At 68.9% G+C, this 22,917-nt stretch carries 19 protein-coding genes; 8 read left to right on the top strand and 11 right to left on the bottom strand.

All coding sequences use genetic code 11. The features are described 5' to 3' along the window. The first annotated feature begins 44 nt into the window (after positions 1–44). Together P0M04_RS23085 and P0M04_RS23080 are read left to right on the top strand one after the other, a co-directional pair. Complete coding sequence (locus P0M04_RS23085) at positions 45–1,517, top strand: aminotransferase-like domain-containing protein (RefSeq protein ID WP_259449444.1); 1,473 nt, start codon at positions 45–47, stop codon at positions 1,515–1,517. Further along, on the top strand, positions 1,514–2,425 hold the full coding sequence (locus tag P0M04_RS23080; protein ID WP_259449445.1) for a helix-turn-helix transcriptional regulator: 912 nt from the start codon (positions 1,514–1,516) through the stop codon (positions 2,423–2,425). The genes P0M04_RS23085 and P0M04_RS23080 overlap by 4 nt, the downstream gene beginning before the upstream one ends. Positions 2,426–2,429: 4 nt before the next feature. Here the strand turns inward: P0M04_RS23080 and P0M04_RS23075 are convergent, their stop codons facing one another. Next, complete coding sequence (locus P0M04_RS23075) at positions 2,430–4,643, bottom strand: TonB-dependent receptor (protein ID WP_259449446.1); 2,214 nt, start codon at positions 4,641–4,643, stop codon at positions 2,430–2,432. A gap of 126 nt (positions 4,644–4,769) precedes the next feature. Between P0M04_RS23075 and P0M04_RS23070 the strand changes: the two genes are divergently transcribed. After that, the gene (locus P0M04_RS23070; RefSeq protein ID WP_259449447.1) at positions 4,770–6,059 is read left to right on the top strand and encodes a sensor histidine kinase; all 1,290 of its coding nucleotides are present in this window, start codon (positions 4,770–4,772) and stop codon (positions 6,057–6,059) included. Next, complete coding sequence (locus P0M04_RS23065; RefSeq protein ID WP_281042077.1) at positions 6,056–6,628, top strand: response regulator transcription factor; 573 nt, start codon at positions 6,056–6,058, stop codon at positions 6,626–6,628. The genes P0M04_RS23070 and P0M04_RS23065 overlap by 4 nt, the downstream gene beginning before the upstream one ends. Before the next feature lie 45 nt (positions 6,629–6,673). On the opposite strand, the gene P0M04_RS23060 is transcribed toward P0M04_RS23065, so the two are convergent. The 6 genes from P0M04_RS23060 to gcl all read right to left on the bottom strand — a co-directional run bounded on the left by P0M04_RS23060 (position 6,674) and on the right by gcl (position 13,950). Next, positions 6,674–7,495 (bottom strand): isocitrate lyase/PEP mutase family protein, encoded by an 822-nt coding sequence (locus P0M04_RS23060; protein ID WP_259449449.1) that lies wholly within the window; start codon positions 7,493–7,495, stop codon positions 6,674–6,676. Positions 7,496–7,536: 41 nt separating this feature from the next. Continuing rightward, positions 7,537–8,967, bottom strand: coding sequence for a pyruvate kinase (gene pyk, locus P0M04_RS23055; RefSeq protein ID WP_259449450.1), 1,431 nt, complete (start codon positions 8,965–8,967; stop codon positions 7,537–7,539). A gap of 79 nt (positions 8,968–9,046) precedes the next feature. Beyond that, positions 9,047–10,312: a glycerate kinase type-2 family protein gene (locus P0M04_RS23050; protein WP_259449451.1), complete on the bottom strand. Its 1,266-nt coding sequence runs from the start codon at positions 10,310–10,312 to the stop codon at positions 9,047–9,049. Between the two features lie 153 nt (positions 10,313–10,465). Further along, complete coding sequence (locus P0M04_RS23045; protein ID WP_259449452.1) at positions 10,466–11,350, bottom strand: 2-hydroxy-3-oxopropionate reductase; 885 nt, start codon at positions 11,348–11,350, stop codon at positions 10,466–10,468. 23 nt (positions 11,351–11,373) lie between these two features. Next, the gene (hyi, locus tag P0M04_RS23040; protein ID WP_259449453.1) at positions 11,374–12,165 is read right to left on the bottom strand and encodes a hydroxypyruvate isomerase; all 792 of its coding nucleotides are present in this window, start codon (positions 12,163–12,165) and stop codon (positions 11,374–11,376) included. A gap of 15 nt (positions 12,166–12,180) precedes the next feature. Beyond that, on the bottom strand, positions 12,181–13,950 hold the full coding sequence (gene gcl / locus P0M04_RS23035; protein ID WP_259449454.1) for a glyoxylate carboligase: 1,770 nt from the start codon (positions 13,948–13,950) through the stop codon (positions 12,181–12,183). Positions 13,951–14,074: 124 nt separating this feature from the next. Here gcl and P0M04_RS23030 point away from each other — a divergent pair, with 124 nt between their 5' ends. Beyond that, the gene (locus tag P0M04_RS23030; RefSeq protein WP_259449455.1) at positions 14,075–14,980 is read left to right on the top strand and encodes a LysR family transcriptional regulator; all 906 of its coding nucleotides are present in this window, start codon (positions 14,075–14,077) and stop codon (positions 14,978–14,980) included. Positions 14,981–14,989: 9 nt separating this feature from the next. On the opposite strand, the gene P0M04_RS23025 is transcribed toward P0M04_RS23030, so the two are convergent. The 3 genes from P0M04_RS23025 to P0M04_RS23015 form a co-directional block, all read right to left on the bottom strand. Further along, positions 14,990–17,035, bottom strand: coding sequence for a GGDEF domain-containing protein (locus tag P0M04_RS23025; protein WP_259449456.1), 2,046 nt, complete (start codon positions 17,033–17,035; stop codon positions 14,990–14,992). Between the two features lie 93 nt (positions 17,036–17,128). Continuing rightward, entirely contained in the window at positions 17,129–17,896 is a 768-nt protein-coding gene (gene map, locus P0M04_RS23020) for a type I methionyl aminopeptidase (protein WP_259449457.1), read from the bottom strand. After that, complete coding sequence (locus tag P0M04_RS23015) at positions 17,893–18,102, bottom strand: ParD-like family protein (protein WP_056124858.1); 210 nt, start codon at positions 18,100–18,102, stop codon at positions 17,893–17,895. The genes map and P0M04_RS23015 overlap by 4 nt, the downstream gene beginning before the upstream one ends. 144 nt (positions 18,103–18,246) lie before the next feature. On the opposite strand from P0M04_RS23015, the gene P0M04_RS23010 reads away from it, so the two are divergent. Continuing rightward, positions 18,247–20,037 (top strand): bacterial transcriptional activator domain-containing protein, encoded by a 1,791-nt coding sequence (locus P0M04_RS23010; RefSeq protein ID WP_259449458.1) that lies wholly within the window; start codon positions 18,247–18,249, stop codon positions 20,035–20,037. 6 nt (positions 20,038–20,043) lie between these two features. Here P0M04_RS23010 and P0M04_RS23005 read toward each other — a convergent pair whose 3' ends face one another. Then, positions 20,044–20,988, bottom strand: coding sequence for a LysR family transcriptional regulator (locus P0M04_RS23005; RefSeq protein WP_259449459.1), 945 nt, complete (start codon positions 20,986–20,988; stop codon positions 20,044–20,046). Positions 20,989–21,094: 106 nt separating this feature from the next. Here P0M04_RS23005 and P0M04_RS23000 point away from each other — a divergent pair, with 106 nt between their 5' ends. After that, a complete protein-coding gene (locus P0M04_RS23000) occupies positions 21,095–21,508 on the top strand; it encodes an HAD family hydrolase (protein WP_259449460.1) in 414 nt (137 codons plus the stop codon). A gap of 110 nt (positions 21,509–21,618) precedes the next feature. Continuing rightward, a complete protein-coding gene (locus P0M04_RS22995) occupies positions 21,619–22,917 on the top strand; it encodes an NAD(P)/FAD-dependent oxidoreductase (RefSeq protein WP_259449461.1) in 1,299 nt (432 codons plus the stop codon).

Raw genomic sequence — 22,917 nt, 5'->3', positions numbered from 1 at the left:
TTGCGACGCGTTTTTCCATATCAGATGCAGATTGAAGGGTTCCAATGAAGCGTTACGAGCTCCTGGCGGAAGAGATCGCCACGTCGATCAGGAGCGGCATGCTGGACGTCGGCGACCGCCTGCCGTCGGTACGCCAGATCAGCACGAGCCGGGGCGTGTCGGTGTCGACCGTGTTCGAAGCCTATTACCTGCTGGAGGCGCGGGGCCTGATCCGCGCGCGCGAACGGTCGGGCTATTACGTAACCGCAGGCAACACCAGCCTGCCGCCCGAGCCGGTCATCCACAGCAACTGCTGTACCGGCGCGCTGCCGGTGCGCATCAATGACCTGGTGTTTTCGATCTTGGAATCGGTCAAGTCGCGCGCCGTCGTGCCGCTGGCCTCGGCGTTCCCCAGCCCGCTGCTGTATCCGCTGCCGCGCCTGGCCCGCTCGCTGGCACGTGGAGCGGAAACGATGGACCCGTGGTCCACGGTGGACGACATCACGCCCGGCAGCGCCACGCTGCGCCGCCAGATCGCGACGCGCTACATGGCCGACGGGACGCTGGTGCAGCCGGACGACGTCGTCATCACGAACGGCGCGCTGGAAGCGCTCAACCTGTGCCTGCAGGCAGTGACGCAGCCCGGCGATGCCGTGATCGTCGAATCGCCGACGTTCTATGGCGCCCTGCAAGCGCTGGAAAACCTGGGACTGCGCGCGATCGAGGTACCGTCCTGCCCGCGCGACGGCATCTGCCTCGACCGCCTGGCCCAGGCCCTGGCGGCGGACAGGCCAGCCGCGTGCTGGATCATGACGAACTTCCAGAACCCGCTCGGCAGCCTGATGCCCGACGAGAAGAAGCGCGCCCTTGTCGACCTGCTGGCCTCGCAGGGCGTCCCGCTGATCGAGGACGACGTGTACGGCGAACTGTATTTCGGACCGCGCCGCCCTCCGCCGGCCAAGGCCTTCGACCAGGAAGGGCTCGTGCTGCACTGTTCCTCGTTCTCGAAATGCCTCGCCCCCGGCTACCGCCTGGGATGGGCCCTGCCGGGCCGGTTCCGCGACCAGGTGGCGCGCCTGAAGCTGATGCGCACGCTGGCGGTCGCGGCGCCGGTGCAGGAAGGCCTGTCCGACTACCTCGCACGGGGCGGCTACGACCGCCACCTGCGCCAACTGCGCCACACGCTGGCACTGCAGCAAACCGCGATGTCCTGCGCCGTGCAGCGCCATTTCCCGCCCGGGACCAGGGCGAGCCGGCCGGAAGGCGGCTACTTCCTCTGGGTGGAGTTTCCGGCGGGGGTCGACGCACTGCTGCTGCAGCGGGAAGCCTGCCTGCGTAACATCAGCGTGGCGCCGGGCCCGATGTTTTCCGCGCGGGGCGAGTTCCGCAACTGCGTCCGCTTGAACTTCGGCCACCACTGGGATGCGAAGGTCGAGGCGGCGATCGCCACGCTGGGCGTCCTGGCTGCGGCGCAGCTGGGCAATCCGCGGCCGGCGCCCGCGATCGAGGAGCCGGGCCTGTCGGCGCTGGGCGTATGACGCCACCCTGCCCCGACCGGCTCGCGCGTGCGCCGCGTGCGGCACCCGACGGCCCGCCGACCGACTGGCTGCGCCTGCCGCCGGCATCGTTGCAGGGCGCGCTGGTCGCCGTCGTCGGGCGCGACGTCCGCAGCGTGACCATGAACGACGTCCAGCGCCTGTCGCACTTCCCGTCGTCGCCGCTCGTGTCGCTGTCCTGGTACCACGACATCGACGCGGGCGAGGTCCGCATGGAAGATGGGATTGCCGTGTGGCGGCCGTTCGGCACGGCGTGCGTGGTCGCCGGCACGCAGGCGCATCCCACTACGACGTGGGCGCCGACAACAGGCCGAGGGTGCATGGCCCTGTTCCACGCGGATGCCGCGCGGGCGCTGTTCGGCCTCGATCTCGCGCGCGTGCAGGACCTCTTCCTGCCCGCCGCCGACGTCATGGGCAGCGAGTGGGCGCCGCTGTGGGACGCATTGCTCGCCAGCCGCGACGAGGACATCGTCGACGTGTTCGAATTCCACCTCGCGCGCCGCTGGCAGGCGCTGCGCGGCCGCGATACGGACCAGCCCTCGCTGCGCCAGCTCGGGCGCCACTGGGTCGAGCGCCTCGCGTGGCAGGCGCATGAATGGCGGCGCGAACACAGCCCGCGCCAGGTCGAGCGCCGCATCAAGTCGTTCAGCGGCCGCTCGCTGCGCGAATGGCAGTCCATCGTGCGCACGGAAGGCCTGTTCTTCGCGGCGCGCGACCGCCACGAGGCCGGCCGGCCCTTCGACTGGGCCACCATGGCGCTGGACGAAGGCTTCGCCGACCAGGCCCACATGACGCGCGTCGCGCGGCGCATCACAGGCTTCACGCCGGCGGAGTTCGCGCGCCGCTTTGTCGAGGACGAGTCGTTCTGGATATACCGGCTGTGGGTGTGAGCTTTCAGTCGAAAGTGTAGCGCACGCCGACACGTATTGTGCGCGGCGCGCCGGGCGCCTGGAACGTCGAGTGCACGCGATCCTGCGCGGCGAGAGCGCCGGCGGCATCGAAACCGGTCGTGCCGAGCTGCGACGCCGTCGAGTAGCGGCGGTCGAACAGGTTGTCCACCTGGGCGAAGACACGCAGGCGCGGCGTCGTCTGGAATGCCGTTCCGAGGTCGAAGACGGCATGGCCGGGCGTGGCACCCTGGCCCAGGTACCCAACGCCGTCCGGGCGGTGCCGGCCATTCTCGTTACCGCGCGCGGGCGAGTCCGACACGGCAATCACGCCCAGCTCCGCCGACCACGCAGGCGTGACCTGCCATTCCGCGCGCGCCTTGAACACATGGCGCGGTATCAGGGGGATGCGGTCGCCGGGCCGGATGACGATATTGCCGTCGGCGCCCGCGCTGCTGTTGCCCTCCCCGCCCACCGTCTCGCCGCTCGCGAACGTGGCGTGCAGATACGTGTAGTGGGCCGACACGGTCACGGTCCCGGCGCGGCCCTCGACGCCCAGCTCGATGCCCTGGCGCCGCGTCTTGCCGAAGTTGCGGAAGTAACCGAAGCCCGCCGCGTCGTCCGCCACGAACAGGATGTCGTCGTCGTTCGTCGCGCGGAACACGCCGGCGTTCCAGTGCACCCGCCCGACCGTCCCGCGCACGCCCGCTTCCCACGTGCGCGTGACGACCTGCTTCAACGGCGGATCGCCCGCCATCGCGTTCGGCAGCTTGCACGGATTGGCCGGATCGGCGCAGCCCAGTTCCACGGCCGTCGGCGTGCGGCTGCCTTCGTCGTAGCCGGCATACGCGTTGAACCTGCGCGACGGCGACCAGGTGATGCCGAGCGCCGGATTGAAGCGGCCATAGCGATGATCGCCGTCGAGCGAACCGCTGCCGCCGCCCGGATTGACGCGGTCGCGGTTGTGGACGGCCGTCCGGTTGTAGCGGCCGGACAAGGTCACGTGCAGGTCGTGGCGCACGTCAAACGTGTCGGTCGCGAAGACGCTCCATGTGCGCGTGCGGCCGACGAGGTCCACGGCCATGTCGTCGTCGACGGCGTCCACCGGTGTGACGCTGCGGTCCGGATTCAGGTCGCCGTATTGCGCGCCCTGGCGGAAGTCCGCGCGGCTCGCGTCGTACCCCGCGCCGACCGTCAGCCTGCCGGCGAATTCGGCCTGGCCGCCCAGGCCATGATTCGTCTGCGTACTTGCGGTGCGGTTGACGATGGCAGCGAACGGCCCATCGTCATCGTCGTTCAAATCCCCGTTGAACGTGGTCGTGCGGATGTGACGGTAATAGGCGTTCCCCGACAACAGCACGTCGTCCGCGACCTTGCGGCTGCCGGTCAGGTTGAGCAGCAAGGCGCGGTTGCGCGTCACGTCCGGTTTCGTGTAGACGCTGGCGTAATCCCGGTCGAGCAGCCGCTGCTCCTGCAGGCCGTTGCCCGTGAGGCGGCTGCCGGCCAGTGCGGCACTGAAGGCGACGTCCGAGACGCCGTCGTGCCAGCCCACCTTGCCGAACAGCTGGCCGAGGCGCGTGGGCGAGTCGTCGCGCCACCCGCCGTCGCGGAATGCCGTGCCCGTGGCGTACCAGTGCAGCCCGCGGCCGTCGTGGCGGCCGTGCTCGAACACGGCTTCGACGCGGCCATGGCTGCCCGCCTGCGCCTGTACGGCGCTGCCCGGATCGTGCAGGCCATCCTTCGTGCGGACGGCCAGCGCGCCACCCAGCGTGTTCAGGCCGAACAGCGGGTTCGAACCCGGCATCAACGCAAGGGTCGCGATGGCAGCGCGCGGGATCAGGTCCCAGCTGACGACGTCGCCGAACGGCTGGTTCATGCGCACGCCGTCCACGTAGACGGACAACCCCTGCGGCGTGCCGAGCAGCGGCGACGCCGTGAAGCCCCGGTAGCTGACGTCCGGCTGGAACGGATTGCCCTGGATCTCGTTGACGAACACGCTGCCCAGGCGGCGGTTGAGCGCGTCCGGCAACGTGGCGGCGCCCGGGTCGTTCATGTCCTCGCCGTCGAGTGCCTGCACGTTCGCGGAAATCCGGTCGCGCGCGACACCGGGGCCCTGCAGCGGCGTCGTGCCGACGACTTCCACGATGGCGGGCGCCGGTTCGGCCGCGGCGATGCCGTGCCAGAGCGCCGCGATGGCGGCGGCGAGTGCGATCCTGGTCATATCGATGTCTCCTCGTGTTGTCTTTTGCACGAACTATTCCAGCGGCGCCGCGGCGGCGACAGGGAAAAAATCCCGACTGGTATGGAAGTTGCGTACACACAGGCAAACAACATTCAGGAGAGGACCATGGACTTGCGCCGCCGTCTGATCGGCTCGCTGGGCCTGCTGTTGGGCAGCCTGCTGGCCATGACCACGCTGATACAACTGTATTCGCTCCGCAGCGACATCCGTGCCGAGGTGGACGCTTCCACGCGCCTGGTCAACGTGCTCGCGGCGGCCGGCAATACCGGCGCGGACGACGCCGGCGCCGTACGCACCCTGCTCGCCGGCGCCGGCCTGCGCCACCTGAGCATTCGCACGGCGGACGAACCGCCACCGCAAAACGCCGCGAATCCGCTCCCCGCGTGGCTGGGTTTCGCCCCGCCGGACCGCAGCGAACGGGCAATCCGCATCGGCGGCCAGCTGCTCTACATCGCGCCGAATCCCGCGTCGGAAATCGGCGAGCGCCTGCACGACACTGTGCAAATCTGGATCACCCTGTTGTTCTTTTCCGGTACAACCCTGGCCGTGACGTGGTGGTGCGCTGACCGTGCGCTGTCCCCGGTGCGGGCGCTGGAGGCGGGCCTGCACCGCCTGGCGCGCGGCGAACCCGATCCCGCGCTGCCCGCGTTCGCCCTGCGCGAATTCCGCCGCGTGGCCGACGCCATCGCCCACCTCGCGCGCACGCTGGCGGACGCGCGCGGCGCGCAGCACGCGCTGGCGCGCCAGCTGATCACGGTGCAGGAAGACGAACGGCGCGTGCTGGCGCGCGAGCTGCACGACGAGATGGGCCAGACACTGACGGCGCTGAACGTCACGGCAACCCACATCGCGCGCCACGCGAATGTGCTGACGCGCGCCGCGGTGGCGGAATGCGCGACGGACCTGCGGCGCGACGTCCGCACGTGCAGCGAGCAGTTGCGCGCGATGCTCAAGACGCTGCGGCCGCACGGCCTGCACACGGCCGGCCTCGCGCAGACCTTGCGCGAACTGGTGCTGGGCTGGCGCACGCGCCACACGGACATCGACTTCGAACTCGACCTGCCCACGCAGCTGCCGGACGTCGGCGAGCTGTTGTCGCTGACGGTCTACCGCGTCGTGCAGGAAGCCGTCACGAACGTCGTGCGCCACAGCGGCGCGTCGCTGTGCGTCGTGCGGCTCGCCGTACGCAGCGGCGGTCTCGTGCTGGAAGTGCGCGACGACGGCCGCGGCCTGCCCGCCGACGGCGCGACGTGGCACGGGGGCCTGCTCGGGATCACGGAACGCATCGCCATGGCGGGCGGCCAGCTGCGGCTCGTGGCCGGTCCGGCGGGCGGCCTGCGCCTGCTGGCCACGCTGCCGCTGCCGGCCACGCAATCGGTGGAGGTGCCGGCATGATCCGCATCGTCCTCGTCGACGACCACGCCGTCGTGCGCAGCGGCTACCGCCGGCTCCTGTGCGCCGAACCCGATTTCGCCGTCGTCGGCGAAGCGGCCAGCGCGCCGGAAGCCAATGCGCTCGTCCAGCAGGTCCGGCCGGACGTCGCCATCGTCGACCTCAGCCTGAAAGGAAGCAGCGGCCTGGAAGCCATCGCCGGGATGCGCGCCCGCCAGCCGGGCCTGCGGGTGCTCGTGCTGTCGATGCACGACAGCGCCGGCCACGTCGCCCAGGCGTTGAAGGCCGGCGCGCACGGCTATCTCACCAAGCGCAGCGAGCCGGAAGAACTCATCGCCGGCATCCGCGCCGTGCTGCATGGGACGCGCGTGCTGTCGTCGGACGTGGCGGCGGCCGCGGCGCCGGCACCGCTGGACGGCCTGACGCCGCGCGAGTTCGACATGCTGCGCCTGCTCGTGCACGGCGAATCCGTACAGGCCATCGCGGCCCAGCTCACGGTCAGCCCGAAGACGGTGCTGAACACCCTCACGTCCGTGCGCCAGAAACTGGGGCGGACAATGATTTCCGATTGATGCACCTGGCGGCGCGGCTGGGGATCGTGGAATTCGGCGCCGCCGCTATGCCGTGAAGACGCGGTTCAGCTCCGCCGCCGGCAGCGCCTGGTCCGCATAGCTGAAAGTGCCCTGCTCCAGCACCTCGCGCGCGTCGCGCACGAGCGCCCCGTACGCGGCGCGCGCGAGCGACGCGCCCAGGCTCACGCGCGTGACGCCCAGCGCCGCCAGGTCTGCCACGCTCAACCCCAGGCCCGGCGCGCCGGCCATGAAGTTCACGGGCCGGTCGACGGCGCGCACAACGGCCGCGATGTCTTCCTTTCGCGCGATGCCCGGCGCGAACAGCACGTCGGCACCCGCTTCCTGGTAAGCCTGCAGGCGGCGGATGGTGTCGGCGAGGTCCGGACGGCCGACGCGGAAGTTTTCCGCGCGCGCCGTCAGCATGAATTTGAAGGGGAGTCTGCGGGCCGCCTCCACGGCCGCGCGGATGCGGTCCGTGGCGAGGCCGATGTCGTACAGCGGCTGTCCGGGGTCGTCGGTCGCGTCCTCGATGGAGCCGCCGACGATGCCCGTCGCCGCCGCCTCGACGATCGTGCGGGCCGCGTCTTCCGGCGCATCGCCGAAGCCGGACTGCAGGTCGGCGGACAGCGGCAGGTCCGTCGCCGCGGCCAGTTCGGCCAGGTGCGGCAGCATCTCCGCGATGGTGATGGCCGGATCCGTCTTCGCCTTCGAAAACGCGAAGCCGGCGCTGGTGCCCGCCAGCGCCTGGTAGCCCAGATGCTGCAGCAGCTTCGCCGATCCCGCGTCCCACGGGTTCGGGATGACGAAGCAGTTGCCGCGGCGGTGCAGGTCGACGAACGCCTGCGCTTTTTCCAGCTGGGTCTTCATGCGTTTCTCCTGAGTGGACAAAACGCTACGTTACCAGATCATCACACAGCCGGTTCTTCGCCCACGCGCACGACATGCAGCAGGTTCGTGCGGCCCGGACGCCCGGACGGGAAGCCGGCCACCACGACGACGTCGTCGCCCGCGTCCGCCAGGCCGTGGAAGCGTGCGGCCGCGACGCCGTCCGCCACCATGCGGTCGAAGCCTTCCGCTTCCTCGAACGGCACCGGGTGCACGCCCCACACGAGCGCCAGCCTGCGCGCGATGGCCGTCTTCGGCGTCAGCGCGAGGATGGGCGCGACAGGACGCTCGCGGCTCGCGCGCAGGCATGTCGCGCCGCTCGCGGTGTACGTCACGGTGGCGGCGGGCGCGAGAAGGTTCGTCACGCGGCGCAGCGCGCAGCAGATGGCGTCCGCCGTCGTCTTGTCGGCCGGCTTGTGGCTCGCATCGAGGCCTTCACGCCAGCGCGGGTCCTGCTCCACTTCGCGGATCACGTTGTCCATCACGGCCACGGATTGCACCGGGTACTGGCCGGATGCGGATTCGGCCGACAGCATGACGGCGTCCGCGCCTTCGTAGATGGCGGTGGCCACGTCCGACACTTCCGCCCGCGTGGGCACCGGCGCGGCCGTCATCGATTCCAGCATCTGCGTGGCGACGACGACCGGGCGGCCGGCCGCGCGCGCCGCATGCACGATGCGACGCTGCAGCACCGGCACCTGTTGCGGCGGGAGTTCCACGCCCAGATCGCCCCGCGCGACCATGATGCCGTCGGAAAGCTGCACGATGCCGTCCAGCGCGTCGATCGCGGCCGGCTTTTCCAGCTTGGCCATGATCCACGCACGGTCGCCGATCAGGCTCCTCGCCTCGACGATGTCCTCGGGGCGCTGCACGAACGACAGCGCGACCCAGTCCACGCCCAGTTCCAGGCCGAATGCGAGGTCGGCGCGGTCCTTGGGGGTCAGCGGCGAGATCGGCAGCACCACGCCGGGCACGTTGACGCCCTTGCGGTCGGACAGCGCGCCGCCGGCCATCACGGTCGTCTCGGCGAAGTCGGGACCGCAGGCGTCCACGCGCAGGCGCAGCTTCCCGTCGTCCAGCAGCAGGTCGGTGCCGGGGCGCAGCGCGGCGAAGATCTCCGGATGCGGCATGCCGGCGCGGGTGGCGTCGCCGTCAAGCGCGTCGAGGTCGAGGCGGAAGCGGCTGCCCGTTTCGAGCATGGCTTTGCCGCCGGCCATGCGGCCTACGCGCAGCTTCGGTCCCTGCAAGTCCATCAGCACGCCGATGGGCCGGCCGATGTCGCGCTCGACGCTGCGGATGATGTTGTAGCGCGCGGCGTGGTCGTCGTGGCTGCCGTGACTGAAGTTGAGGCGGAAGACGTCGGCGCCGGCCAGTGCCAGCGCGTAGATTTGATCGGGGGTGGAACTGGAGGGGCCGAGGGTGGCCAGGATGCGGGCACGACGTTGGCGTAGCATGGGTTAATCCTTAAAAAAAACGGGTACGCCGCCGCCGCGGCGCACCCGCTAAAGGGAAGTCTTTCTTTCGCGGGCGCGGTCAGGCCACGTAGATCGCGCGGAAGTCGTTCACGTTGGTCAGCGTGGGCCCCGTGATCAGGGAATCGCCCAGCGCCCGGAAAAACGTGTGCGCATCGTTGTTCTCGAGGCTCGCGCGCGGCGGCAGGCCGCGTTCCCAGCCGCGGGCCAGCGTGTCCGGCGTGACGAACGCGCCGGCGATTTCCTCGGCGCCGTCGACGCCGTCGGTGTCCCCGGCCAGTGCGTGGATGTCCGGCGCGCCGTCCAGCGCGACGGCGAGCGCCAGCAGGAATTCAACGTTGCGGCCCCCGCGGCCGTTGCCGCGGATGGTGACGGTCGTCTCGCCGCCGGACAGCAGCACGCACGGTCCCGCGACCGGCTGGCCGTGGCGGCGCGCCTGCAGGGCGATGCCGGCCATGACCTTGGCCACGTCGCGCGCCTCGCCTTCGATGCTGTCGCCGAGGATCAGCGGCGTCACGCCGGCCTTGCGCGCGACTTCCGCCGCGGCCTCCAGCGCCATCTGCGGCGATGCGACGATGTGCGTTTCGACATGTTCCAGGCGGCGGTTGCCCGGCTTGACCGTCTCGCCATCGCCGGATTCCAGCAGGCGGCGCGCGCCCGCCGGCAGGTCGATCCCGTAGCGGCGCACGACTTCCAGCGCATCCGCGCAGGTCGTCGGGTCGGCCACCGTGGGACCGGAAGCGATGTCCATCGGGTTGTCGCCCGGGACATCGGAAATCAGGAGGTTGACCACGCGCGCCGGGTGGCAGGCCGCGGCCAGCCGTCCGCCCTTGATGGCGGACAGGTGGCGGCGCACGCAATTCATTTCGGTGATGCTGGCGCCGGAGGCGAGCAGCGCGCGGTTGATCGCCTGCTTGTCTTCCAGCGTGACGCCCTCGCCCGGCAGCGGCAGCAGTGCGGAGCCGCCGCCGGAGATCAGGCAGATCACGAGGTCGTCCGCCGACAGGCCGCGCACCGTGCGCAGCATGCGCTGGGCGGCTTCGCGGCCGGCGGCATCGGGGACCGGATGGGCGGCTTCGACGATTTCGATGCGCTCGCACGGCACGGCGTAGCCGTAGCGCGTGACGACGAGGCCCGACAAGGGCCCTGCCCAGCTGCGTTCCAGCGCCTGCGCCATCGCGGCGGACGCCTTGCCGGCGCCGATCACCACCGTGCGGCCCTTCGGTGGCGCCGGCAGGTTGCGCGGGATGCACAGCGCGGGCTGGGCCGCGTCGACGGCGGCGGTGAACATGCTGGCCAGCAGTTCGCGTGGGGTCATCGTAGTCATCGTTGTCTCCATTTGGTTCCCGAGTGCCGCCTCGAATCGGACGGCTTTTGTAGGGTGGGCGGTTCTCCGCCCACGCGTTCAACCAGACCGTGAATGGCCGTAGTGTTCGTCCGTGCCCGAGCCGGTTGAACGCGTGGGCACGTGGTGCCCACCCTACGAACCGATCTCGAAGTTCGACATGATCTCCAGCGCGCGCACCATCGCCGAGTGGTCCCAGCTGCCGCCTTCGTGCGCGGCGCAGGTGTTGAACAGTTCCTGCGCGGTGGCGGTGTTCGGCAGCGCGACGCCCAACTGGCGGCCGGTGGTCAGCGCCAGGTTCAGGTCCTTGCGGTGCAGGTCGATGCGGAAGCCCGGCGCGAACGTGCGCTTGACCATGCGTTCGCCATGCACTTCGAGGATGCGGGAGTTGGCGAAACCACCCATCAGCGCCTCGCGGACGCGGGCCGGATCGGCGCCGGCCTTGGCGGCCAGCAGCAGCGCCTCGCCGACGGCTTCGATCGTCAGCGCCACGATGATCTGGTTCGCGACCTTGGTGATCTGGCCGTCGCCGTTGCCGCCGACGAGCGTGATGTTCTTGCCCATCTTTTCGAACAGCGGCTTGACCGTCGCGAATGCCGCCTCGCTGCCGCCGACCATGATGGTCAGGCTCGCGGCCTTGGCGCCCACTTCGCCGCCCGACACCGGCGCATCCAGGTATTCGCAGCCCAGCGCATTGATGCGGCGGGCGAAATCCTTCGTGGCGACCGGTGAGATCGAGCTCATGTCGACGACGATCTTGCCGGCGGTCAGGGCCGAGGCGACGCCGTCCTTGCCGAACAGGACCTCGTCCACCTGCGGGGTGTCCGGGACCATGACGAAGATGATGTCCGCCTGCGCCGCCACTTCGGCGCCGTTCAGGCACACGCGGGCGCCTGCTTCGACGAGGGCCGACGGGGTCGGGCCGACGGTGTTGGTGAACAGTGTGTGGCCGTCGTTGATGAGGTGTCCCGCCATCGGGGCACCCATGATGCCCAGGCCGATGAATCCGATGTTTGCCATGATGTGTCTCCTTCGTGTATTGCTTAGTTGGCCAATTGAGCGGCGAAATTGGCGATCCAGTCCAGGCCCGCGCGGGTGTCGGCGGCGGGCTTGTATTCGCAGCCGATCCAGCCGTCGTAGCCGATGCGGTCGAGGTGTTTGAACAGGAACGGGTAGTTGATCTCGCCCGTGCCCGGCTCGTTGCGGCCAGGGTTGTCCGCAACCTGGATGTGCGCGATGCGGGCCAGGTGCTTCTCGACCGTCTTCGCCAGCTCGCCTTCCGTGCGCTGGGCGTGGTAGACGTCGTACTGGACGAACAGGTTGTCCGCGCCGACCGAGTCGATCAGGTCCAGCGCCTGCTGCGTCGTGTTCAGGTAGAAGCCCGGAATGTCGTACGTGTTGATCGGCTCGATCAGCAGGCGGATGCCGGCCTGCTTCAGCTGCGTCGCCGCGTAGCGCAGGTTCTCGACGAGGGTGCGGCGCACGGTGCCTTCGTCGACGCCGGCCGGCGCGATGCCCACCAGGCAGTTCAGCTGGCGGCAGTTCAGCGCTTTCGCGTAGTCGATGGCGCGGGCGACGCCCTCGCGGAACTCGGCCTCGCGGCCCGGCAGCACGGCGATGCCGCGCTCACCCTTGTCCCAGTCGCCGGCCGGCAGGTTGTGCAGGACCTGCGTGAGGCCGAATTCCTGCAGGCGTTCCGCCAGCGCCTCCTTTTCGAAGCCGTACGGGAACAGGTATTCGACGCCCTTGAACCCCGCATCGCGCGCCGCTTCGAAGCGGTCGAGGAACGGCAGTTCGTTGAACAGCATGGTCAGGTTGGCAGCAAATCGTGGCATGTCTTTCTCCTTGCTTCAGGCGCGGATCGCGGTCGGTGCGTCGCCCGGATGGTCGGCGAGCGGCTCGAATTCGTTGATGGCGTCGATCTCCGTGCCCATCGAAATATTGGTCACGCGCTCCAGGATGATCTCGACGACCACCGGCACACGGTGCTGGGCCATCAGGCGGCGCGCTTCGGCGAACGCCGGCTGGATGTCGTCGACGTGGCGAACGCGGATCGCCTTGCAGCCCAGGCCTTCGACGACGGCCACGTGGTCGACACCGTAGGAGCCGAGCTCCGGGGCGTTGATGTTCTCGAACGCCAGCTGTACGCAGTAATCCATGTCGAAGCCGCGCTGCGCCTGGCGGATCAGGCCGAGGTAGGCGTTGTTCACGACGACGTGCAGGTACGGCAGCTTGAATTGCGCGCCGACGGCCAGTTCCTCGATCATGAACTGGAAGTCGTAGTCGCCGGAGATCGCGACGACGTCCGTCTTGGCGCCGGATGCCACGACACCCAGTGCGGCCGGCACGGTCCAGCCCAGCGGGCCCGCCTGGCCGCAGTTGATCCAGTTGCGCTCCTTGTACACGTGCAGGAACTGCGCGGCGGCGATCTGCGACAGGCCGATCGTGCTGACGTAGGTCGTGTCCTTGCCGAAGGCGCGGTTCATCTCTTCGTACACGCGCTGCGGCTTGATCGGGTTGTTCTCGAAGTGCGTCTTGCGGAGCATCGTGCGCTTGCGTTCCTGGCACTGCGCGACCCAGGCGCTCCTGTCCGGCAGGCCGCCGATGGATTTCATGCCGCTGGCCACGTCGATCAGCAGGTCCAGTGCGGCGCCGGCGTCGGAGACGATGCCCAGGTCCGGCCCGAACACGCGGCCGATCTGGGTCGGTTCGATGTCGATGTGGACGAACTTGCGGCCCTTCTTGTAGACGTCGACGGAACCGGTGTGGCGGTTCGCCCAGCGGTTGCCGATGCCGATCACGAAGTCGGATTCCAGCATCGTCGCGTTGCCGTAGCGGTGCGACGTCTGCAGGCCGACCATGCCGGCCATCAGCGGGTGGTCGTCGGGGATCGCGCCCCAGCCCATCAGGGTCGGGATCACGGGCACGCCGACGATCTCGGCGAATTCCTGCAGCCTGGCGGCCGCGTCGGCATTGAACACGCCGCCGCCGCAGACGATCAGCGGACGCTCGGCGGCGTTCAGCATCGCCAGCGCCTTTTCGGCCTGGGCGCGGGTCGCGGCGGGTTTGTAGACCGGCAGCGGTTCGTAGGTGTCGATGTCGAATTCGATCTCGGCGACCTGCACGTCGAACGGCAGGTCGATCAGCACGGGGCCCGGACGGCCGGAGCGCATCAGGTGGAATGCCTGCTGGACGACGCGCGGCAGCAGGTCCGGCTCGCGCACGGTGACGGCCCATTTCGTGACCGGCTTGGCGATCGACTCGATGTCGACGGCCTGGAAGTCTTCCTTGTACAGGCGGGCACGGGGTGCCTGGCCCGTAATGCATAGGATAGGTATCGAATCGGCCCAGGCGGAGTACAGGCCCGTGATCATGTCGGTGCCGGCCGGACCCGACGTGCCGATGCAGACGCCGATGTTGCCGGCCTTGGCGCGGGTATAGCCCTCGGCCATGTGCGAGGCGCCTTCCACGTGGCGGGCGAGCACGTGCTCGAAGCCGCCGTTCTTCTTCATCGCCGAGTAAAACGGGTTGATCGCGGCGCCGGGCACGCCGAACACCGTACTCACACCTTCCTTGCGCAGCACTTCCGCCGCTGCGTCGATTGCTCTCATTCGGGCCATGTTCTCCTCCGTTGCTATGGTTAGTCTTGGACTGATGACCCAGCATAGCCATAACCCACGGCAAGTTGAATTGCTGCTATTATCGGCTCTGTCGATACTTTAAGTATTGAATGGGATAAAAGGCATGGACCGCTACACCGAAATACGCAGTTTCGTACTCATCACCGAAAAGGGCAGTTTCGCCGGCGCCGCCCTGGCGGAAGGCGTGACGCCCGTCGTCATGGGCCGCCGCCTGGACGGTCTCGAAAAACGTCTCGGCGTGCGCCTGATGCACCGCTCGACGCGCGGCCTGACGCTGACGGCGCTGGGCGAACAATTCATCGAACCGTGCCGCCAGCTGCTGCGCGATTTCGACATCACGGAAAACAGCATCAGCGCGGGCCGCAGCACGGTGCGCGGCCACCTGGTGGTGTCGGCGCCGGCCGCGTTCGGCCGCAAGCACGTGGCGCCGCACGCGCCCGCCTTCCGCGCCATCCACACGGAACTCAAGATGTCGTTCAACTTCACGGACAGCGTCGTGGACCTCGTGCGCGAAGGCTACGACATGTCGATCCGCATCGGCGAGGTGACGGACCCGAACTACGTCGCGATTCCGCTGTTCCCGAACCGGCGCGTCGTGTGCGGCACGCCCGACTACTTCGAGCGCAACGGCGTGCCGCGCGCACCGGAAGATCTCGCGCGCCACAACTGCCTCGCCTTCAACCTGCAGGGCGGCCAGCAGCGCGGCTGGACGTTCCAGCGCGACGGCAAGCTGTTCGCCGTGCGCGTGGACGGCGACCTCGCGTGCAACGACGGCGAGCTGTTGTTCGACTGGGTGAAACAGGGATTGGGCATCGGCTGGCGCTCCACGTGGGAGATCCAGGCCGAGCTGAAACGCGGGGAACTCGTGACGGTGCTGGACGACTACGCGGTCGGGAACTACCCGATCCAGGCCGTGTTCCCGCAGCAGCGCTATTTACCGGCGAAGATCCGGCACTTCATCGACCACCTGAAGGCGGTGTACAACACGGCGGGATATTGGGAGTCCTGACGACGGCAGTCAGGCGGCCGCCCGGACCGGCGGCGCGGCCGGCCCCATGACGGTCGCCAGCGCGAGCACGCCGTCCGCGGCCGCCCGCGTCAGGTCCGCATCCGCCGCGGCGATCACGTACGGCGCCAGCACGGCGGCGTCGAGGATGCCCACCGCCCGGTTGCGCCCGCCCTGCTTGGCCGCGTACAGGCACAGGTCGGCGAGATGGACCAGTTGCTCCCAGTCCGGATCGACGTCGCCCGGGTTCAGGGACTTGGGGCAGAAGCCGATCGAGATCGTCACGTTCAGCGCGCGGTCGTCCAGGGCGATCGGCGTGCCGCCCACGGCCGCGAGCACGCGCGCGCACACCTGGCGGGCCTCGTCCGTGCCGATGCCGGGCAGGTAGGCGAGGAATTCCTCGCCGCCCCAGCGCACCAGAACATCCTGTTCGCGCAAGGTGGCGCCGAGCCGGGCCGCCACGTTCTTCAGCACGACGTCGCCCGCGCCATGGCCCAGCGTGTCGTTGATCGACTTGAAGCGGTCGACATCCATCAGCAGGAACACGCCGCCCGTGCGCCCTTCCGCGCCGGCGCGCCGTTCGGACGCGGCGCCCGCCTTGCGGTGGTGATGCGGCACGACCTGTTCGTAGAAGTAGTGGCGGTTGAAGAGCCCCGTCAGCGAATCGCGCGTACTTTGCAGGAACAGCTGCTCGTTCTTCTGCTGCAGCGATTTGTTCGCCTTCGCCACGCGCCGGTACAGGAAGGCGATCATGACGATGGCGACGCCCGCCGTCGCGCACAGTGCCACCCACAGGCTGCGCTGGCGCCGGGCGTTCTGCAGGTCCGCCGCCTTCAGCATGCTCTCGTGGTGAAGCGCGGCGAGTTCGCTCTGCTTCTTCTGGTTGTCCCGGGCGCGCTGCAACGCCTCGTAGGACAACTGCTTTTCCTTGCGCCACGCGGCCAGCGACACGGAGCCGGCTTTTTCGTAGATCGTCAGGGCGGCTTCGCCGAAACCGACCTGGCCCAGCGCATGGCCGTAGTTGAGCAGCATCCGAACGTACTGGTCGTCGTTCTTGAGCGCCTCGAGCGCCTTGTCGGCCATGGCCCTGCCCTCGGCGATATTGCGGAAGTAGATCTGCGTGAGTCCGAGTTCGAACGTGGCGAGCTGGATGCCGTAGTCGTCGCCGACGGCGCGCGAAATGCGCAGCGCCGCAGCGGCGGCCCGTTCCGCCTCGCCGAAGCGCCGGCTCTGCATGTAGAGCTCCGCCAGGTTCGCCAGCGGCACCGCCAGGCGCTCCTGCGCATCGAGCTTTTGAAGAAGGTCTACCGCGGCCTTCAGCGCGCTCTCCGCCCGCTTCGGATTGCCCGTGCGCGCGGCCGTCGCGTACTCGGCGAGGCGCGCATGCGCGAGCTGGCCTGCAATGCCGCGGGCGCGGGCGGCGGCGATCATCTCGTCGGTGCGCGCCAGCGCGTCGGTGTATTTGCCGACGCCGGCCAGCAGGCGTGCCTGTTCGCGCAGCGCCATCTGCAGCGCGTCCGGATCGTCGCCGGCCCGCGCGACGTCCACCGCCCGGGTCACGAATTCGATGCCGCTGGCCGTGTCGCCATCCTCTTCCGCCAGCAGTCCCTGCGTGACGAGCGCCTGGGTTTTCAGGTACGGGTCGGCCGAATCGTCCGCGAGCCGGGCGGCCCCCTGGATCAGCCGGCGCGCGGCTTCCTGGTCGTGCACGTACATGGACAAGGCATACGCATGGCTCAACATCGCCCGCGCCAGCAAGTCGTCGTCGTGCAGTTCGCGGCCGAGCCGCTCGGCCCCGAGGGCCGCATCGACGGCGCGATTCTTGTCCTTCAGCCACCAATACGCGCGGCTCGTCGCGACGAGCACGTGGCCCAGTTCGCGTCCCGTGTGCGTTTGCCGCAACGCGTCCAGCCGGTGCAGCGCCGCGCGCGGCATGACGTAGGCCTCTTCGCGGATGACGGTCAAGTCGCGGGTGAAGTCGTCATACGGTTCGCCGGATTGGACCACGGCTGCCTGGCAGACGAGCAGCAGGCCCAACAATATCCGGCGTACAACCATGCTTCCTCCAAACGTAGCCCTGAATAGTAACATCAGGAAACGTCAGATTCCACAAATCAAGTTGTAACGTGTCTATTGACCCACGGAAACGTATTAGTCCATCATCGTTTCCCCGGCCCGCAAGGTCAGCACGCGCACGCCGTTGCGCGTCACGGCCACGGTATGCTCGAACTGGGCGGACAGCGCGCCGTCGCACGTACGCACCGTCCAGCCGTCATCCTCGGTGCGCACGGCGTGGCGGCCCGCGTTGAGCATCGGCTCGATCGTGAACACCATCCCTTCGCGCAGCACGAGGCCCGTCTGCGGGCGGCCCCAGTGCAGCACCTGCGGCGGCTCGTGCATCTCGCGCCCGATGCCGTGCCCGCAGTATTCGCGCACGACCGCATAGCCGTGGCGGCGCGCATGCCGCTCGATGGCATGGCCCACGTCGCCGAGCCGCGCGCCGGGACGCACGGCGCGGATACCCTTCCACATCGCCTCGTACGTCACCTGCACGAGCTTCTTCGCCGGCGCCGCCACCTCGCCGACGAGGTATGTCTTGCTGGAGTCGGCGATATAGCCGTTCTTTTCCAGCGTGATGTCGAAGTTGACGATGTCCCCGCTCTGCAGGATCTCCGCCGGCGACGGCACGCCGTGGCACACGACGTCGTTGCGTGACGCGTTCAGCGCGAACGCATAGCCGTACTGGCCCTTGCTGGCCGGGCGCGCACCGAGGGTGTTCACGATGAAGTCGTCGACCAGGTCGTTCACCTGCATGGTCGACATGCCGGCGAGATCCAGCCGGTCGAGCTGTGCGAACACGTCCGCCAGCAGCTTGCCGGCCGCCGCCATCAGCGCGACCTCCTCCGGCCGCTTCGTCATGACGCCACCTTGAGCGCCTGTGGCACGACGCCCGCCGCCCTCAGCTCGCGCGCCATGATCTCGTTGAAGCTCTGCGTCGGATTCAGCTCGCACAGCATGCCGATGCGGACCCAGAACGCGGCCTGCGCGTTGATCGAGCGGCACGACACCGTGCTCGCCTTGCGGATCTGGTCGTGCAGTTCGTCTTCGATATTCACGATGCCCATCATATGCTCCATATACAATCCATATATGGAGTATATATTGGTGTTGCCTACCCGGCAAGTCATTTATTGACATAACATACAAAGACCGTGTCACAATCGTTGCCGGCCGTGCACCGGCATGGCTCATGCGGGAAAGGACAGGTCATGTCGATTCGCTCCGTCGCGCTGGCTGCCGCCGGCCTCCTCGTCGCTCTGCACGCCGGCGCCGAGCCGGCCGGTTCCGTCGCCGCTTCCCCTGCCGATGCGGTCCAGAGCATCACCGTCACGTCCCAGCGGAACCCGTCGAAATGGTTCCGTGCGGAGAGCCAGCACGTAATCCTGTATTCCGACACCAGCCAGGACGAAGCGCAGCGCCTGCTGGACAACCTGGAGCGGCTGGACGACCTGCTACGCATCTACACGAAGGGCTATGCCAGGACCGGCGGGCCGGAAAGCAGGATCACGCTCTACTACACGGCGCGCTTCGACGATCTCGCCCGACTGGGCGCCGGGCTTGGTTCGCCGTCGCGGGAAACCGTCGGCGTCTACAGCAGCTGCAACGACGGTGTGGCCGGATTCGGTACGCAGCTTGAGACCATCGACACGCTCGACAACGACAAGCTGGCCCGGTATCCGTTGAACGTCAGCCTGTCATTCCTGTTCGAGGCGTATGCGCGGCATTTCCTGTACCGGCACACCGACCTGCGGGCCCCGACCTGGTTCATCGACGGTTTCGCGCACTATTTTTCGACCGTGCGCTTCACGGACAGCCGCATGGCGGTCGGACGCTGGCCGACCATCCTCGGCCGCTACTTCGGCCTGCTGGACGGGGAAATGGGCAGCTACGCCCTGTACTACCGCGATGTGCTGGAGCAGAACGAGAACGCCGGCGTGGGCCCCGACGGCCGCATGCGCCAACAGGTCGAGTATGCGGCGCGGTCCTGGCTGCTCGTCCACTACGCCCTGTCGTCGGAAGACAACCGGCGCCGCCTGGGCGCCTACCTGAAGGCGTTCCATGATGGGGTGCCGTCCGTGCAGGCGTTCGAGCGGAGCTTCGGCATCCCCGTGGACGACCTGTCGGCGGCGATGTGGCGCTACCGCCTGAAAGGCTTGCAGGTGCTGCACGTCGACCGGCCGGGGCTGCCGCGCGCCGTCGTCAACGTCGATGTCCTGCCGGAAGCGTCGTCCGACTACCTGCTGGCCGAGGCCGCGCTGAAATCGTGCCCGTCCGGCGCGGCCCGGCAGGCGACGATCGAACGTGTGCTCGACGGGGCGCCGCCACCGGGTCCGTCCGCGAGCGTGCAGGTGCAGCGCACGGTGGCCCGCGCGCTGATCGACGCCGGCCGCCCCGCCGACGCGCTGCCCTACCTCGACGCGGCGCTGCGCAAGGACGACGCCGACGCGGACCTGCATGTGCTGGCGGGCCAGGCCCACCTGCGCCTGGCCAGGGGCGGCGCCGCCGACAGGACATTGCGGCTGGCCGAGGCACGGCGGCGTTTCGCGCGCGCGCTCGAACTCGCCCCCGCCCTGCCGGGCGCCGCACTCGGCAAGCTGTCCGTCGACATCATGGCCGGCGGCGATCCCGGCCAGGACGCCATCGACGACGTCCTGACGGCCTGGCACGGCAGCCGCGACGTGGGGGGCCTCGGCCGTACCGCGGCGCTCGTCTACGCCTGGCGCGGTGACGGCATCCGCGCCGCAAACCTGCTGCGCTCGATGGCCAGCAACGGGCGCGACCCGTACACGGCGGCCTGGGCCGCCGCCTGGCAGCGCCGGCTCGACGCCGGCCTGACCCGCGATGCGATCCGCGCCGGACTGGCCGCATTTCCCTGGTCCGGTCCTGCGTTCCGCGAATGGACAATCGATGCGACGGCAGATATCAACAGGATCGAACTGAGCGCCGGCCTGCAGAAGGTGGGAAGGTTGTTCTTCGCCCCGCCGCAGCCATTTCAATGACGTCCGTCACGCCGGGTCGCGGCGCGGCCAGGCCAGGTTTTCCAGCTCGTCCGAAATGACCTGCTGGCCGTGCTCCACCATGAATTCGTGGAACGACGCGGCCACGGTCGGAATCGCGCGCGCCGCCTTGTGCATCACGTGCCATTCCCCCTGCACGACGACGCCCGGCACCGGCAGGACGCTGAGCAGCCGGTTGCGCACTTCCAGCGTGCACGCGTGGACGGACAAAAAGGCGACGCCCAGCCCCGCCGCCGTCATCTGCTTGATCGCCTCGTTGCTCGACAGCTCCGAGCTGATCGCCAGCGCCACGCCCTCTTCCTCGTAGCGCCGCTCGATCGCCGCGCGCGTGCCCGACCCGCGTTCGCGCACGAGCAGGTTGTGGGCGGCGATGTCGGCCAGCGTCACGTTGTCCTTTGCCAGCAGCGGGTGGCCCGGCGCGACGAAGAACGCCATCGGATGGCGCGCGAAGCGGCTCGCGCTGGTCGGGAATTCGCGCGGCGGCGTGCCCATGATGGCGAGGTCGATCTCGTCGCGCGACAGCATGCCGATCACCTCCGGGCGCGAGCCCACCTGCAGCTTGATGCGCACGTGCGGACGGCCCGTCGTGAAGCGCACGAGCATCGGCGGCAGCAGGTGCTCCGCCGTCATCACGGCGCCGATGCGCAGCGTACCGGACGTGACGCCCTTCAGTGCCGCGATCTCGTCGCCCGCCTCTTCCCACAGGCCGAGGATGCGCTCCGCGTAGCCCACCAGCAGCTCGCCCGCGGCCGTCATCTGGATGTTGCGGCCCTGGCGGCGCGTGAGCGGCAGGCCGGCCGCTTCCTCCAGCAATTTCAGGTGCAGCGACACGGCCGGCTGCGTGACGTGCATCGCCTCGGCCGCGCGCGACACGCTCTGGTGACGCGCCACCAGCATCAGCGCCTGCAGTTGTTTGAAGCTGGCTGGATACATAAGCTATACCTTATCGAATTCTAATAAAGATTTATTTTTATTTTATCCCGCCCAGCCGTATAGTAAAAACAATTCAAGCGACAATGACCTGCAAAAGGAGATCATCATGACGGCACAAGCGTTCATCTTCGACTTATCCGCATTCCGTTCGACGGACATCCCGGCCGACGCCGAGCGCCTGCTCGACCAGGCGATCGAAGACGGCCTGCCGTGCGCCCTGATCTCCGAACTGCCGCACCAGCAGGCGGGCGAACAGCTGCGCCGCCGTTTCGGCGACACCGCGCACCACATCTTTTCCGTCGTCCTGACGGGCGCCGATTTCGAAGCGCGCGGCCACAAGGCCCCGTATTCCGTGGTCCTCGACCAGCTGGGCGTACAGCCCGACGCAGCGCTGGCCGTGACGACGTCGCCGCGCGCCATCGCGGCCGCCCGCACCGCGCGCATCGGCGTACGCACGCCCAAGGCGATCGTCATGCGCAAGGACATGCGCAAAGTAGCGATGCAGACCACGACCCACTAAAGCAGTCTTCCCGGCATCCGGCGGGCGCTGCTCCCGCCGGATGCGCGAACGCAGCGCGGCGCGGGGAGCCCCCGGTGCCGCATCGATTCGAAAAAAGAAGGGAGCACACCATGCAGTCCATCGTCATCGTCGGAGGCGGCGTCGCCGGCCTCGAACTTGCCACCCGCCTGGGACGCCGACTCGGCGCCCGCCACCGGGAACGCGTGATCCTCATCGACAGCGCACCGACCCACTTCTGGAAGCCCCTGCTGCACGCCGTCGCCGCCGGTACCATTGACCCGGCCGACCACATGATCGACTATGCGCGCCAGGCCATCGACAACCACTTCACGTTCGTCTGCGGCGAAGTGATCGACGTCGACCGCACCCGCCGCACGCTTACCGTCCGCAGCCGTTTCGACGACGCGCCGGATGCGCACACCGTCATCGATTACGAACGGCTCGTGCTGGCCTACGGCTCCGTCACGAACTTCTTCGGCATCCCCGGCGCGCAGGAACACTGCCTGGCGCTCGACAGCGTGACAGGCGCCGAAGCGTTCCGCCAGCGCTTCCTCGGCCTGTGCGCCCAGGCGGGACGGCGCCGCAATGCCCGCACGGATGCCGGCGCGCCGCTGCTGGACATCGTCATCGTGGGCGCCGGCCCGACCGGCATCGAACTGGCGGCCGACCTGCGCCACACGGTCGACACGCTGGCCCACTACGGCCTCGCGGGACTCGAATCGCCGCACCAGGTGCACATCCGCATCGTCGAGCGCGGGCCGCAGGTGCTGCCGTCGCTGGATGCCGAAGCCTCGGGCCTGGCCGTGCGCAAGCTGCGCGCGATGGGCATCGAGATCTGCACCGACACGGCGATCGCCGAGGTGCGCGAGGACGAGGTCATCACGACGGACGGCCGCGTGTTCCCCGCAGCGATCACCGTGTGGGCCGCCGGCGTGAAGGGGCCGCGCTTCAGCACGGGCCTGAACGTGGCGCTGAACCGCAACGACCAGGTGGTCGTGGATGGGCACCTGGCGAGCGTGACGGATCCGGAGATCCACGCGATGGGCGATTGCTGCACGCTGCTCAATCCGGACAAGACGGCGATGGCGCCGCCCAGCGCCCAGGCCGCGCGCCAGCAGGCCATCTACCTGGCGACGCTGCTGACGCACAAGGCGCCGGACGCGCTGCCGGGCTTCCAGTACCGCGACTACGGCACGCTCGTGTCGCTGGGACAGGCGGGCGCGGTGGGCATCCTGCGCCGCGCGATCGGCCAGCGCCACCTGCACGTCAAGGGGCCGTTCGCGCTGGCGATGTACGGCCTCACCTACCAGCGCCACGTGATGGGACACCTCGGCCTGGTGCGGATGTGCGGCAACCTGCTGGCGCGCTGGTTCCGGTCGAAGATGCTGATGCCGGTGCGCTGGCACTGA

This window comes from Telluria mixta (genome assembly GCF_029223865.1).
In the GTDB taxonomy this organism is placed as follows: Bacteria; Pseudomonadota; Gammaproteobacteria; order Burkholderiales; family Burkholderiaceae_D; genus Telluria; species Telluria mixta.
Note: the sequence above shows the minus strand (reverse complement) of the source record. Positions and strands in the feature narration are given on the sequence as shown.

Bases quoted from the DNA above. Each gene is read 5' to 3' on its own strand.
- P0M04_RS23005 (WP_259449459.1), bottom strand. From the start codon at position 20,988: ATGTATCCAGCCAGCTTCAAACAACTGCAGGCGCTGATGCTGGTGGCG.
- P0M04_RS23045 (WP_259449452.1), bottom strand. From the start codon at position 11,350: ATGGCAAACATCGGATTCATCGGCCTGGGCATCATGGGTGCCCCGATG.
- gcl (WP_259449454.1), bottom strand. From the start codon at position 13,950: ATGGCCCGAATGAGAGCAATCGACGCAGCGGCGGAAGTGCTGCGCAAG.
- hyi (WP_259449453.1), bottom strand. From the start codon at position 12,165: ATGCCACGATTTGCTGCCAACCTGACCATGCTGTTCAACGAACTGCCG.
- P0M04_RS22995 (WP_259449461.1), top strand. From the start codon at position 21,619: ATGCAGTCCATCGTCATCGTCGGAGGCGGCGTCGCCGGCCTCGAACTT.
- P0M04_RS23030 (WP_259449455.1), top strand. From the start codon at position 14,075: ATGGACCGCTACACCGAAATACGCAGTTTCGTACTCATCACCGAAAAG.
- P0M04_RS23060 (WP_259449449.1), bottom strand. From the start codon at position 7,495: ATGAAGACCCAGCTGGAAAAAGCGCAGGCGTTCGTCGACCTGCACCGC.
- P0M04_RS23050 (WP_259449451.1), bottom strand. From the start codon at position 10,312: ATGACTACGATGACCCCACGCGAACTGCTGGCCAGCATGTTCACCGCC.
- P0M04_RS23075 (WP_259449446.1), bottom strand. From the start codon at position 4,643: ATGACCAGGATCGCACTCGCCGCCGCCATCGCGGCGCTCTGGCACGGC.
- pyk (WP_259449450.1), bottom strand. From the start codon at position 8,967: ATGCTACGCCAACGTCGTGCCCGCATCCTGGCCACCCTCGGCCCCTCC.
- P0M04_RS23065 (WP_281042077.1), top strand. From the start codon at position 6,056: ATGATCCGCATCGTCCTCGTCGACGACCACGCCGTCGTGCGCAGCGGC.
- P0M04_RS23085 (WP_259449444.1), top strand. From the start codon at position 45: ATGAAGCGTTACGAGCTCCTGGCGGAAGAGATCGCCACGTCGATCAGG.
- map (WP_259449457.1), bottom strand. From the start codon at position 17,896: ATGACGAAGCGGCCGGAGGAGGTCGCGCTGATGGCGGCGGCCGGCAAG.
- P0M04_RS23010 (WP_259449458.1), top strand. From the start codon at position 18,247: ATGTCGATTCGCTCCGTCGCGCTGGCTGCCGCCGGCCTCCTCGTCGCT.
- P0M04_RS23070 (WP_259449447.1), top strand. From the start codon at position 4,770: ATGGACTTGCGCCGCCGTCTGATCGGCTCGCTGGGCCTGCTGTTGGGC.
- P0M04_RS23025 (WP_259449456.1), bottom strand. From the start codon at position 17,035: ATGGTTGTACGCCGGATATTGTTGGGCCTGCTGCTCGTCTGCCAGGCA.
- P0M04_RS23000 (WP_259449460.1), top strand. From the start codon at position 21,095: ATGACGGCACAAGCGTTCATCTTCGACTTATCCGCATTCCGTTCGACG.
- P0M04_RS23080 (WP_259449445.1), top strand. From the start codon at position 1,514: ATGACGCCACCCTGCCCCGACCGGCTCGCGCGTGCGCCGCGTGCGGCA.
- P0M04_RS23015 (WP_056124858.1), bottom strand. From the start codon at position 18,102: ATGGGCATCGTGAATATCGAAGACGAACTGCACGACCAGATCCGCAAG.